This window comes from Larkinella harenae (assembly GCF_054780515.1).
Genome location: NZ_BAAGWE010000001.1, coordinates 2,443,032 through 2,457,275, shown reverse-complemented (window position 1 = coordinate 2,457,275; position 14,244 = coordinate 2,443,032). Strand labels below are relative to the sequence as shown.

The following is a 14,244-nucleotide window of genomic DNA, read 5'->3' as shown; positions in this document are numbered from 1 at the left end:
GCGACGAAATACAACCAAGCGTATGGAAAATAAAGAGAACTTGAACACCGAGGGTCAGGAAACAAAACAGCAACCTGACAATTCTGCCAACGAACCCGTTACGGTTGTCGATCCTGAAACTGACAATTCGACGGATGAGACGGTCAAGGACGAACCGGGTGTATTGTCTGAATTTGACAAAGTAAGCGGTGAATTAACGGATTTAAAGGATAAGTACCTGCGTTTATACGCCGATTTTGAAAACTTCCGCCGTCGGACGGCCAAGGAAAAAGTAGACCTGATTTCAAACGCCAACGAAGGGCTGCTGCAGGCACTGCTTCCGGTGCTGGATGATTTTGAGCGGGCGCTGAAATCGGCCGAAACCACATCGGATGTGGAAGCCTTGAAAGAAGGTGTCAAATTGATTTTCAACAAATTCTATAAAGTTCTGGAAGTCAAAGGAGTCAAATCCATGGAGTCGGTTGGTCAGGTTTTCAACCCGGATCTGCACGAAGCCATTACCCAGTTTCCCGCACCGAGCGACGACCTGAAAGGAAAGGTGATCGACGAAACGGAAAAAGGCTATTTCCTGAATGATAAGGTGATCCGGTTTGCCAAAGTGATTCTGGGATCCTGAACGATGCGATACTGACGATTAGACTGAACGACGTGCCTTCGCTGCATTCCGTTCGGTCTAATCGTTTTTTCAACCAACTTATACATGGCTACGAAACGAGATTACTACGAAATATTAGGGGTCGATAAAAACGCTTCGCCGGAAGACGTTAAGAAAGCCTATCGAAAGATGGCGATTAAGTACCACCCCGATAAAAACCCGGACGACCCCACCGCCGAAGACAAGTTTAAAGAAGCGGCCGAAGCCTACGACGTACTGAGTGACCCGCAGAAAAAAGCCCGCTATGACCAGTTCGGTCACGCCGGTATGGGCGGTGGCGGTGGTGGGCAGTCGATGGATGATATCTTCTCGCAATTCGGGGATATTTTCGGCGATGACAGCCCTTTTGGCAGCTTTTTTGGCCGGGGTGGTCAGCAGCAGGGACGACGCGTCCGGCGCGGCTCTGACCTCCGTATTAAGCTAAAGCTGAACCTGCAGGAAATTGCCAACGGCGTCGAGAAAAAGATCAAGGTCAAACGGCACGTTGCCTGTACGACCTGTGGCGGCAACGGCTCCAAAAATGGCACTGCCGTAACTACGTGTAACACCTGTAACGGTTCTGGCCAGGTTCGGAAAGTGGTGAACACCATGCTGGGCCAGATGGTTTCTACCAGCACCTGCCCCACTTGTAACGGCGAAGGAAAAATGGTTACCGAACGTTGCGACGCCTGCTTCGGAGAGGGTCGGGTCTTGCAGGAAGACGTCATTCCAATCAAAATTCCGGCGGGGGTCGCGGAAGGCATCCAGCTATCAGTGACCGGGAAAGGAAACGTTCCTCCGCGCGGGGGCGTTGCCGGTGATTTACTGATCGTGATCGAGGAAGAAGAAGACGACAACCTCAAACGCGACGGCAACAACGTGGTGTTCGATCTGCACGTCAACTTTGTCGATGCTACGCTGGGCACTTCCGTTGAAGTACCAACCATTGACGGCCGGGCGCGTATCACCCTTGAGCCAGGTACCCAGGGCGGCAAAATCCTGCGGTTAAAAGGCAAAGGTATCAAGGAGTTGAACGGTTATGGCCGGGGCGACCAGTTGATCCATATCAACATCTGGACACCTAAAAATTTAAACTCCGAAGAGCGCAGTATTCTGGAAAAGTTGCGAAACTCACCGAATTTCCAGCCGAAACCGGGGAAAAACGAAAAAGGGTTTTTCGATAAAATGAAAGACTTCTTCCACTGATAAAAAGAAAACCGGCCAGCTGGCCGGTTTTCTTTTTATCAGTGGACACAATCCGTAAACTACAAAAGGTGCGTTTAAATACGACGCTTTGAAGATCGGATTCTGATCAGTAGAAGATCGGATTCTGATCAGTATAAACCCGTAAAGCAAAAAACCTGCTACACAGCAGGTTTTTTGCTTTAACGCAGGTTGTAAATAACCTGTTTATTCCATCATCCCAATGCATTCAAATGCTTCTGGAAGATGGCGTCGTATTTCTTCGCCAGCGCTTCCTGCTTGGTTTCGCGGAAGGCGTTCACGATCGTCTGAAGGTTATACAGATCAAAGTTGGCATCTCCACTGCCCCGCCCTTCCTGCTTGATGTACGTCAGGCTCTGGTCGGCCCGGTTCGCAATGACGTCGGCGATTTCCTGAGCGGTTTTCAGATCACCCGTTTCCAGCAACACCCGAATGTAATTTGTCGAAATCTGGTCGTACGGAATGGCCTTGTCAGGAATAACCTGCAGGGATCGCAGCAAAACCTCCTTCGCCTGGGCATTTTTGCCTTCGCGCATCAGTTGGTCGGCCAGTCGCAGGAAGGCAATCCGGGCCGAGATCACCGGAGACCCCCGGTACGTATCGTCGTAGTAAGAGTTCGGGTTATTCATTTCCCGCCAGAACGTCTTTTTCATCATGACGTTGTACATCACCTCGCTGTTGACAAAACCGTCGGACGCGGTTGGCACCTGAACGGGCAACAACCGATAAGCATAGCCCTCCAATTGCATGTGATCTTTCAGATTCAGGTAACTCGACTGCCCCAACGTGGTAGAAAAATAAATGGGCCGCTGCCAGTTATTGTTCGCGATGATATCCAGGATAATCAGGTCTGGCTTGTAGATATCCTGCTTTCCGTAATTCCAGACCAGCGTATCCTTCATCAACGGTTTTAGCTTATCCGCTACAAAACCCAGCTTCTCCACTTCAGTTTTGTTGATGGGCAGGAAAAACGTTTGCGACGGCAGAATATTCGTCATTTCACCCGTGGTGAGCGGAACCTGAATCGCCTGGTTGTTCTGCTTCACCAAACCAATATATTCTTTCAGGTTGATACCGTTCTTCACCGCCGGAACTTCATAGAACGGAATAACATCGTTTTTACCCTTGTTGAACTGGGGAAACTCCAGCGAAATCGGCAGGGCTTCTGATTGATACGTTTTGCGCTTCATTTGCTGGATGTACCATTCGGTTCCCAACAAGCTCAGGTTACAGACCCGGACGTCGGTACGAAACCCTTCTACTTCCTGGGCATACCACAACGGGAAGGTGTCGTTATCGCCCCCCACAAACAGAATAGCATTCGGCGCGCAGGAATTCAATAGGTTCTTGGCAAAATCAACGGAATGATAGCGGTTGGAGCGATCGTGATTATCCCAGCTTTTAGCCCCCATCATAACGGGTACCAGCAGGCACAAGCCGCTGACCAGCCCCACCCGTACTTTCTCGTTTTTCAGATACCCCGCCAGTCCATCGATCAGTGCCACCACGCCAAGGCCGACCCAGATGGCGAAGAAATAGAACGAGCCCACGTAGATATAGTCGCGTTCGCGCGGTTCGGAGGGTGGTGAGTTCAGGAAGATCTGGAGGGCAATACCGGTAAAGAAAAACAGCATTCCCACAATCAGCAGGTCCTTAGGCCGCCGGAAATACTGAATCACGAGCCCGAACAAGCCCAGCAGGAACGGCAACATGTAGAAATTATCGCGGGCCTTGTTGTTTTTGATCAGATCCGGCACGCCATCATCGCTCGTCCAGGGCAACAAGTAACCCGATCCTTCCTGATCGCCCGCGCGCCCGGAGAAATTCCACATCAGGTACCGCCAGTACATATGGCCCAGCTGATATTGGAAGAAAAATTGCAGGTTATCCCCCATCGTTACCTTCCGCGTAGGCTGTCCCTGCTGATCAAGTGGAATATTCAGCATGTTGGAATACAATTGCGCGTGGCCCGGCTGATTGCTGTAAATCCGGGGAAACAGCATTTTCTTGTCACTATCGTAGACGTATTCCGGCATGTGGTCAAACACCACGTATTTACCATCCCGCTTTTCGTACATGGGCGCTCCTTTCTTCTGATCGACCGGCCGGGAGAAAAACAGCGGACCGTAGGAAAGGGACCGGCTACCGTATTGTTCGCGCTTCAGATAGGACACGAAATTAACGACGTCGCTGGGGTTGTTTTCATTAATCGGCGTATTGAAATCCGACCGAATCAGCACCTGGATGTACGAAGCATAACCAATCAACACAAAAGCCAGCCCCAGCAGCGCCGTATTCAGCACCGGACGGTTTTGGCGCGCCGACCAGATAATTCCGTAAATCAGAACCCCGATGAAAATGGCCGCAAAAACATAAATACCGGTGGTATAAGGCAATCCGAATGTGTTTACAAAAAACCGTTCAACCGCAAAAGCCGCCGTGGGCAGCCCCGGAATAATTCCGGCATTGATGATACCCAAAATGACCATCCCAACGCAGAACGCGATAAAACCGCCCCGAAGCGTTACTTTCTGGTTTTTCTTGAAATAGTAGATCAGCGCCATCGCGGGCAACGTCACCAGGTTCAGCAAGTGAACACCGATGGATAAACCGGTCAGGTAAGCAATAAATATCAGCCAGCGATTGGCCGCAGCCTCATCCTCAATCAGTTCCCAGCGGAAAGCCGCCCAGACAACAATAGCCGTAAAAAACGACGACATCCCGTATACTTCAGCTTCAACGGCTGAGAACCAGAAGGTATCCGAAAACGTATACACCAATGCGCCCACTGCGCCGGAGCCAATGACCAGCCAGGTTTCGGTCTGTGTCAATTCGCCAAATTGCTTGTTGATCAGTTTACGGGCCAGCATCGTGATGGTCCAGAACAGAAACAGAATGGTAAAAGCACTGGCCAGTACCGACATCATATTCACCCAATAAGCTACCTGCGTAACATCACCCAGGGCCAACAGCGAGAAAAGCCGCCCGATCAGCAGAAAAAACGGCGCACCCGGCGGGTGTGGCACCTGAAGTTTATACGCACAGGCAATAAATTCACCACAATCCCAAAAACTGGCCGTCCGCTCCACGGTAGCCGTATAGGTAAACAGGGCCACCGCAAAAAGCGTCCACCCTACCAGGTTGTTTAAGCGTTTATACAAAAAGGATGACGTTGGTGTGTCAGCACTAACTTTAGATTCTGTTCCTTTGATGGTTTGCATTGGGGTAACAGCCTTTAGCCGAAGTATATTTTTTCAAAATTAACAAAATAACCCCGCTTGACGCCCTTCAGCGCGTTAAAGTTTGTTAAAGACGTATTGATATTCGATTCTTTCTCGTATGGCATTTTCGGTCACAAGGCCCCAACACAACACGGATAACGCCCCGAAAACCATCTATTGCTCGCTTAAATAGCTTCCGGACCCGGGCGGTTTTTCGGGCCTGGGATCTCGTGGCTCCGATCAGTCATGCCAGACAAATCCCTTTTCCAACGAAAACAGCTCAGGCACTGCCTGAGCTGTTTTCGTGTACCGTCCAAGACTAATAAACCATTCTAGGTAGAAAACGGCCGACCAGCCGGAATCTGAATGCGTTGGCGGTTGGCCGCTATGGACGATCGCTTGGCAGTGAATTTTGCATTGATGTATTCGACCATGTCAATCTCGCCCGTGATGGTATCACCGGTCAGTTTTCCGTAAAACGTCATCACCAGATTATCGCCTGGTACGCTATAGCGGCTCTGAAACCGCACGTCATCGCCCTCGATGGAGCCAATCAGTTCGCGGGTGGCAAAATCACCTTTGTGGGTTCCCATCAGCCAGTTGCCATCCTGCTTTTCAATCGTGAATGTGTGCTGGCTTTTGCTGGTGTAAAAATCGATACTTACCTCCCAACGCCCGCTCAGATCAGCGCCCGGTGCTTTCATTTCCGCCGTAACTGCGGGTGCGCTACGTTTGCGGGTCAGAATTTCGTGGATGCGTTTGGCCACGATCACTTCATTGCCCGCTCCCATCATGTACGCAGCAATAGTGATTGAGGTGGTTGGGGTGGTGGAAGCCGAAGCCGCCTGCCCACGCCGGAAACCGGTACCCACGGCCACCCGGGGCTTGGTGGTTGCCAGTTCATCGGCCACTTCCTGCCCGGTGATGTTAAGCTTGGTCGGGTCCCAGCTCACGGTTAGCATGGGCGTCGCGTTGTCCAGCGCCCCTTCTTCCGGTCGGCGCAGGTTCAGCTGCACACTATTGATGCCAGACAGTTTCTTGGAAATGGTTTCCAGCCACGACACCCAGGTATCCATCTCGGCTTTGTGATCCCGAACTGCCCAGGCTTCAACGGCCGCCAACATTCCGATCTGTTCTTCGCGCCCAATCTTGTTGTTGCGGCACGGGCCGTGGTGCGGAGCGCTGGCCTGCCAGGCCGACATCAGAATATCTTTGTTGCCCAGCAACAATCCGGCACTTTGCGGGCCCCGAATTACTTTGCCACCGCTGTAGCCCACCACCGATGCTCCCGCCTGAAGGTGAATGTTCGGAATGGTCAATCTCTCGGCGGCTGCATCAACCAGGATAGGAACATTTTGGGGCTTGGCTACTTTAGCGACGTTGGCCACCGTCCACGGTTCCCGGCCCGGCATCATGTAAATCATGGCCGTGCGGGGCGTAATGGCCTTTTCCAGCTCCTCCAGCGTGTTTACCGTAATAACCGTTACCCCACAATTCCGAATGGCGTGGTCATAGACGTTCCGCGACGAACGCGGAATGATTACCTCCGTTTTTTCGAATCCTTCCAGGTTCGGAATACGGATCAGTTTTTCGGGATTTCCTCCGGCTAGAATGCCCGCTGTCACTTCATTCAAACCCGCAGCGCAGCCCGACGAAACCATACCCCATTCCGCTCCGGTGATTTCGGCCAACCGTTTTCCGATTCCGAAAGCCAACTCGTCGATCTGAACATTGTATTGCGTGGCAAATTCCATGGCTTTCACCACCTCCGGCAACTCCATCGAAGCTCCAATGATGGTAAAGGTCCCCCGGCAGTTGATGATCGGCTCTACCCCGATGGACTGGTAAATCTGCGGACCGGCCTTGAGTGGTCCCGTTGCTGCGGCCACCTGCGCTGCGGCCTGTTGAAGCCGGTTAGACGGCGCACTTTCCGCCAGGGCTTCCATGCTCCCCACCAGACTCCCTGCCAGCGGCAACAAACTTAATTCTTTCAGTATTTCTCTCCGTTTCATAAAGTAGTAATCGGTTTCAGATTCCGTACAGATGATGTAGCCGCCTATGTTAGGCTTAGCTGGTTTCTTACGGAAGATGCGCGGAATGGCTTAAAATAATCTTGTACGTCCGAAAATATTTTTAGAGAACAAGTATACTAATCACACCGGACTTTATCGAAATAAAATTTCGCATCCCATTGCGCAGGCAGTTTATTCTAACAAAAAATCGATTAGATCAGAAATTCTCAACCGTCTTCTCAAAGTCACCTGTCAGGAGCAACAATCCCGTAAAAACGCAAAAAGTCACGTCGTAACGATTGCCTACGACGCGACTTTCTGGCCACTTTCAATCAATCTATTTTACAGCGTTAAGCCGCTCCGGCGGAGCATGGCCTGCGGAGACGGTTCGCGGCCCCGGAACTTCTTGTAAAGCTCCATCGGTTTTTCCGTTCCTCCTTTTTCCAATACGTTTTTGCGGAATTTATCAGCGGCCTCGCGGTTGGATAAGCCTTTTTCCTTGAAAAATTCGAACGCGTCAGCATCCAGAACTTCCGACCATTTGTAGCTGTAGTACCCCGCCGAATAACCGCCCGCGAAGATGTGCGAGAAAGCCGGACTAAAGGCCGTTCCGGGTACTTTCGGAAACAAATTCACCAGCGAATCAACGTGTGATTCTACCTGCTCAACGGTTTCACCTTTCGGGGCGTTGCCGTGCCAGTACATATCGACCAGACCGTACCGCAGCTGCGTCAGATTGGCCATCCCCGCCATAAAATTCTGGCTGGCACGAATTTTCTCAATCAGGTCGTTCGGAATCACTTCGCCCGTTTGGTAATGTTTGGCAAACAGTTTCAGCGCTTCCGGATCGTAGCACCAGTTTTCCATAACCTGCGACGGCAATTCAACGAAATCGCGGTAAACGCTCGTGCCCGACAGGCTTTCGTATTTTCCGTTGGCCAGCATACCGTGCAAACCGTGCCCGAATTCGTGGAAAAGCGTGGTTACTTCGTTGAAACTCAGTAACGACGGTTTCGTTTCGGTAGGACGCGTGAAATTACAAACGTTGACAATGTGCGGACGAACGTTTACGCCATTCTCAATCTTCTGCCCCTGAATATCGTTCATCCAGGCACCACTACGCTTGCCTTCACGCGGGAAATAATCACCGTAAAAAACCGACAGGAACTTCCCGTCCTTGTCAAAAACATCGTATGTTTTCACTTCCGGGTTGTACAGCGGAATGTCTTTCCGCTCCTTGAACGTCAACCCGTAAAGTTTGTTGGCAATCGTGAATACGCCTTCGATGACATTTTCCAGCTTGAAGTACGGCTTCAGAATTTCATCGTCCAGCGCATATTTTTCCTTTTTCAGTTTTTCGGAATAATAGCTAAAATCCCAGCGTTCCAGCCGCTCGTCGGCAAAACCGTGCTCCTTGGCGTAACGCGTTAGTTCGGCCAGTTGTTTTTCGGCAACGGGTTTGGCATAGCCCGCCAATTCGCTCAGAAACTGCTTTACTTTTTCCGGCGAACCAGCCATGCTTTCTTCCAGAATGAAATCAGCGTGTGTCTGGTAACCCAGTAACTTAGCGCGGTCATAACGCAACTGCACCATTTTGCCAATCAGCTGCTGGTTATCGTTTTTATCGCCGTGGAAACCGCGTGAGTTATACGCCATGAAGAGCTTTTTCCGTAACTCCCGGTTGTCGGCATACATCAAAAATGGCTGATAACTCGGTGCCTGGAGGGTAAACACCCAGCCTGTTTTACCTTTTTGTTTGGCCGTGGCCTTGGCGGCTTCCCGGGCAAACTCCGGCAAACCCGCCAGGTCTTTTTCGTCCGTAATTTCCATCACGTATTCGTTCGTTTCGTTCAGCACGTTTTCGCCAAACTGCAACGAAGTCTGCGACATTTCCTTATTGATTGTACGAAATTTATCCTTGTCGGCTGCTTTTAGATTGGCACCGTTGCGGGCAAAGCTTTTGTAGGACTTTTCCAGCAGCATTCGGTCTTCGCCGTCCAGCTTCAGTTGATCCCGCTGATCGTAAACGGTTTTGATACGTTTGAATAGTTGCTCGTTCAAGGTAATATCGTTGCCGTATTCTGTCAGCAGTGGCGAGGCTTCCCGTACGATTTTCTGCAATTCCGGGCTGGTTTCGGCACTATTGAGGTTGAACATCACCGACGACACCCGGCTGACCATCTGGCCCGCGCGTTCGAGCGCAACAACGGTGTTTTCGAACGTCGGTTTCGCCGGATTTTTGACAATGGCATCAATTTCTTTCCGCCCCATCGTCATGGCTTCTTTCAGCGCCGGCAGGTAATCCTCATTTTTAATCAGGTTGAAAGGCACCGTCTCGTGCGGTGTCTTGAACGGTTGCAACAATGGATTGGTACTCATTTTTGCTTTTTCGGGAGAGGGCTGTGCCAGTAGTGCCGGACTTAGCGTCGCCAGCAGCACGGCCATGTTGGTCATTTTTCGAAGTGTAAACATTTTAGTTTGCTCATAGGGTTTCCTACAGTTTACAAAATTACGGTAAAAAAACGAAAACCGTTCGAACCCAGAGGAATATCAGGCGCACAACCAATACCGGCGGGGGCCGAAAATAAGTTCGTTGCGTAGCTGAGTTGGAAAGGTGTATCTTGCGAATCATGACTACGAATTCGATGCACACCGATTTTTCGCCACCACTCACCCGCGCTCAGGAATCCCGTCTGGCCATCGAGCGGCTGTATATTACCATGCGTCACTTGTTCAACCGGGGCTTTTACAAACCCTCCGGGGTATCCGGCGAAGAAATTCGGCAGGCGCTACTGACCCTTCGCCCCGAAATTTACGGATCGGTGAATGATCCACAGCGGGTGGAACTGGACGGGCTGGTCTACGTCATGGACCGCCTGCCCAAAGGCATTGAAGCCTGCCGGGTTATCACGCTGGTGTCACGCGAAGGCTTCGAACATTCACGGTTTCCGGTACTGGTTCCGGCCAAACGCCGTCGGAATTGCTACCGGGTCGATAAGGAGCAGATGGTTATTGAAGTTACGAATGGCCGTTCTGAAATTTACGACATCCTTACCCACCTGACGTTCATGTTCATGGAAGCCGACAAAATTCGGCAGAACGTCTTCCTGGAACGCGGCAACAAGCTTCGGGAGTGGGAAAAACTGGAAGCGATCATTCAGTCGGGCGGCACGGTTCAGGAAGAGGAACGCGAACTGGCGCTGATGTACCTGAGCTCGATTCTGGGCCGAACCTTCGAAGAAACCCAGCAGGCTTACTACCGTTTTGAAGCCACGGCGGGCACCAACAGCGGTTTGTTTCAGATCGTGTACGGACTGGGCCGAACGTCGGTCCGGGAAGTCCAGGAGCAGAACGTCGACCGCGAGATCAACTTCACGCCCATGCTCCGCGAACGCGTTGGGCAACACCTGTACGGCGAACGCTGGGCCAGCCGGATCAAGCAGGTTATTCGGGAAAACAGCTGGCAGCAACGCCCCATTCACGTCATTAGCGCCAATCCGCACAGTGTTGTTAACTGCCTGTATGCATCGGCGGCCCTGGCCGAAGCGACTTCCTGGGACAATTTATTCGATCTGGCTTACAAACTCAGCCAGCCCAACCAGCAGGAGCTCCGTCATCAGGTCGACAGCTACGCCCAGGTGCACGGCCTGCATGAACTGGAAGACCCTGGCGGCACCAATCTGCTGGTTCAGCTGATTGATACGGCCCAGATCGACACCAGCCGGTTAGCGCCCGAACTACCCTACAATTCGGGATTGGCCGAAACGGAAAAACCGCTCCTGCTGGTGATGGATTACGCCTTTGGTGAACAGGCATTTGAGACGATGGACGAATTGCTAAAACCGTTTGATGGCGATATGCCGTATACGTTGAACGTGGCTTCCATCTCCATCATGGGCAAAGCCGGTATTTTAACCGGCGACAAAGGTGACCTGATGATTCCGACCGCCCACATTTTTGAAGGCACAGCCGACAACTATCCGCTGGAGAACGATTTTTCAAAAGCCGATTTTGAAGGCTTTGGCATCGACGTATACGAGGGGGCGATGATTACGGTTCTGGGAACCTCGCTTCAGAACAAAGATATTCTGTCGTATTTCAAGAATTCATCCTGGAAAGCCGTAGGACTGGAAATGGAAGGAGCACACTACCAGAAAGCCATTCAGTCGCACGCCAAAATTCGGAATAGCATCCGGCCCGACGTCAAAATCCGTTACGCGTACTACGCATCTGACAACCCGCTGCTCACCGGTGCAACGTTGGCCTCAGGCAGCCTGGGTACCCTGGGAGTCAAACCAACGTACCTGATTACGCTGAAATGCTTGGAAAAAATTTTTAAAAACCATTAACTCAGCGGTTTGTTCACAAATCGGCGAACAAGTTTGATTAATCAAAGACTTTGTGCACTATACTAACTTTTTGGAACATCTTTGCGGTGGATTTTGTAATTTTTCCAAGAACTCAACCATTGCTAATGTCTTCCCATGCCTACGCGCAATAAAGTCGTATCCAGTACTCCCGACGTTGTTCTGATTGGAGCTGGTATCATGAGCGCCACACTCGGCGTTCTGTTGAAAGAACTGCAACCCGATCTGACCATCGAAATCTTCGAACGGCTCGATGGTGCTGCCGCTGAAAGCTCCGACGCCTGGAACAACGCCGGAACGGGGCACGCGGCTTTCTGCGAACTGAATTATACCCCCGAACTATCTGACGGAACGATTGATACCAAAAAAGCCATCAAAATTGCGGAATCATTTGAAGTGTCGAAGCAATTCTGGGCGCACCTGATCAAAGAGAACTTTCTGCACGATGCCCCGGATTTCATTCGGGCCATTCCACACATGAGCTTTGTCTGGGGTGAAAAAAACGTAGAATACCTCCGGAAGCGTTACGATGCCCTTCAGAAAAGTCACCTCTTCCACGGCATGCAGTATTCCGAAGATCCAGCCCAGCTGGAAAAATGGATTCCGCTGGTGATGGAAGGCCGGAAACCAGACGAAAAAGTGGCCGCAACCCGCATGGATATTGGTACCGATGTAAACTTTGGCGCCTTGACCCGGGCCATGTTCTACCGGCTTTACGATATGAAGGGCGTTAAAATCCACTTTGCCCACGATGTCCGCGATCTGTGGCGCTCGAAAAGCATGGGCGGCTGGAAAGTTCGGGTGGAGAACGTAACAACCGGCAAGGTTCGCGATGTACAGGCGAAGTTTGTCTTTATCGGGGCCGGTGGTGGTTCCCTGCGGCTGCTCGAAAAATCGGACATTCCCGAAAGTCGGGGGTACGGCGGTTTTCCGGTAAGCGGTCAATGGCTGAAATGCACAAACCGCGAAGTGGTGGAACGGCACGCAGCCAAAGTATACGGTAAAGCTTCGGTGGGTGCGCCCCCGATGTCGGTGCCGCACCTCGATACGCGCATGATCGGCGACCAGAAAGAGCTGCTGTTTGGGCCTTACGCCGGTTTCTCGACCAAGTTTCTGAAACACGGCTCGTACATGGATTTGCCCAAGTCGATTCAGATGACCAACCTGGCACCTATGCTGATGGCGGGTCTGCACAATATTCCGCTGACCCGGTACCTGATTGAGCAGGTGATGCAATCGCCGGAAGATCGGATGGCCGCGCTGCGCGAATATTTTCCGAACGCGAAAATGGAAGATTGGGACCTGGAAATGGCGGGCCAGCGCGTGCAGGTGATTAAGAAAGACGAAGAAGAAGGGGGTGTACTCGAGTTTGGTACCGAAGTAGTAAGTGCTGCCGATGGCAGTATTGCGGCCCTGCTGGGTGCGTCTCCGGGTGCATCTACGGCCGTTTCCATCATGCTCGATCTGCTGGGCCGCTGCTTCAAAAAGGAAATGGCTTCCGACGAATGGCAAAATAAACTGAAGCAAATGATTCCGTCGTACGGTAAATCCCTTGCGAAAGACTCGGCCCTGACCGACGACATCCGCCGGAGTACCAGCGAAATCCTGGGGCTGGATGTCGCGGTTTACACAACCGACTAACTCATCAAATACCTGCTGGTTACTTAACCAACCTAAAGCCTGCAAGGTCTCAAAGACCTTGCAGGCTTATTCTTTGTTATTCAGCGCATCAATCACTTAACAATCGGTTTTACCACATAGAAATCCGGGCTAACTACAGATCAAAACCACGTTTTCCGCCCGAACGGACGGCAATTTCCGCAAGACGAATTTACCGATGGCCCGCTCCGACCGGCAACTTTCTTTATTTTTGCTGGAGCCAAAGTAACCTCCCCTGTGAACGATAAGCGAGACGAAAAATTACAACAAATCGTAGAATGGGCCACCAGCCAAGACTTGGTTCGGGTAGTTTTACTAACCAGTTCGCTGGTGAGCCCCAACGCCCCCGTTGACCAGTTCAGCGACCTGGATATTGAGCTGGTGGTTGCTGATTTACCCCATTTTTTGTCTGACCATGCCTGGCTTTCCACGTTTGGAACTGTCATTGCCCAAGTGATTGAAGACGAAGAAGTCTTCGCGTACAAACACGCCATGCGAATGGTTTTGTATGAAGACTATACCAAGGTTGATTTTAAACTGTATGCCATCTCAGAGTTTCTGCGCGAGATAGACAGTCCTGAACTACCGGAAGACTGGGATATCGGGTACAAGGTATTGGTCGATAAAGACGGGCTCACTAAAAATCTGAAACCGCCAACCTACCAATCGGTTTTGATTAAAAAACCGTCGGAAGCCGAATTTGCCCACGTTTTCAACGATTTCTGGTGGGACATGACGTATGTAGCAAAATGCCTGGCACGCGACGACCTTTTCTATGCGAAGTTCATGCTGGAAAACATGATGCGCACCCAGTATCTGGTCCCGATACTTGAATGGTCTATCGGCATTGAACACCAGTGGGGTATCACAACCAACAAGCACGGCAGGCTCTTTAAACGGTTTTTGTCGCCGGCGATGTGGCACAAAGTCGAAGCAACGTTTTCGGGCAGCGATCGGGATGATAACTGGCGGGCCTTGCTGGCCTACGCCGATCTCGGCCACGAATTGGGAACTGAACTGGCCCTGAAGTTGAGCTATTCGTATCCTGTTAAATTGGAAAATGACATTCGGGACTATTTGCGTTTTGTGAGGAACAACCAGCCTTAATCACTTGCTGGATCAATCGT

The 14,244-nt window shown here is 51.2% G+C and carries 8 protein-coding genes; 5 read left to right on the top strand and 3 right to left on the bottom strand.

Annotated elements, in window-relative coordinates:
* The first annotated feature begins 22 nt into the window (after positions 1-22).
* Entirely contained in the window at positions 23-616 is a 594-nt protein-coding gene (locus ACYVH9_RS10075; protein ID WP_460636182.1) for a nucleotide exchange factor GrpE, read from the top strand.
* Positions 617-700: 84 nt separating this feature from the next.
* On the top strand, positions 701-1,840 hold the full coding sequence (gene dnaJ, locus ACYVH9_RS10070) for a molecular chaperone DnaJ (protein ID WP_460636181.1): 1,140 nt from the start codon (positions 701-703) through the stop codon (positions 1,838-1,840).
* 212 nt (positions 1,841-2,052) lie between these two features.
* On the opposite strand, the gene ACYVH9_RS10065 is transcribed toward dnaJ, so the two are convergent.
* From ACYVH9_RS10065 to ACYVH9_RS10055, 3 genes are all read right to left on the bottom strand, one after another.
* Positions 2,053-5,019, bottom strand: a complete 2,967-nt coding sequence (locus ACYVH9_RS10065) for a glycosyltransferase family 117 protein (RefSeq protein WP_460636180.1) — start codon at positions 5,017-5,019, stop codon at positions 2,053-2,055.
* Between the two features lie 392 nt (positions 5,020-5,411).
* Positions 5,412-7,091, bottom strand: coding sequence for a selenocysteine synthase (locus tag ACYVH9_RS10060; RefSeq protein WP_460636179.1), 1,680 nt, complete (start codon positions 7,089-7,091; stop codon positions 5,412-5,414).
* Positions 7,092-7,433: 342 nt separating this feature from the next.
* Entirely contained in the window at positions 7,434-9,470 is a 2,037-nt protein-coding gene (locus tag ACYVH9_RS10055; RefSeq protein WP_460636465.1) for a M3 family metallopeptidase, read from the bottom strand.
* Between the two features lie 266 nt (positions 9,471-9,736).
* Here ACYVH9_RS10055 and ACYVH9_RS10050 point away from each other — a divergent pair, with 266 nt between their 5' ends.
* The 3 genes from ACYVH9_RS10050 (at position 9,737) to ACYVH9_RS10040 (ending at position 14,224) form a co-directional block, all read left to right on the top strand.
* The gene (locus ACYVH9_RS10050; protein ID WP_460636464.1) at positions 9,737-11,440 is read left to right on the top strand and encodes a DUF6909 family protein; all 1,704 of its coding nucleotides are present in this window, start codon (positions 9,737-9,739) and stop codon (positions 11,438-11,440) included.
* A 135-nt stretch (positions 11,441-11,575) separates the two neighbouring features.
* On the top strand, positions 11,576-13,099 hold the full coding sequence (locus ACYVH9_RS10045) for a malate:quinone oxidoreductase (RefSeq protein WP_460636178.1): 1,524 nt from the start codon (positions 11,576-11,578) through the stop codon (positions 13,097-13,099).
* Positions 13,100-13,354: 255 nt separating this feature from the next.
* A complete protein-coding gene (locus ACYVH9_RS10040; RefSeq protein ID WP_460636177.1) occupies positions 13,355-14,224 on the top strand; it encodes an AadS family aminoglycoside 6-adenylyltransferase in 870 nt (289 codons plus the stop codon).
* The last annotated feature ends 20 nt before the right edge of the window (positions 14,225-14,244 follow it).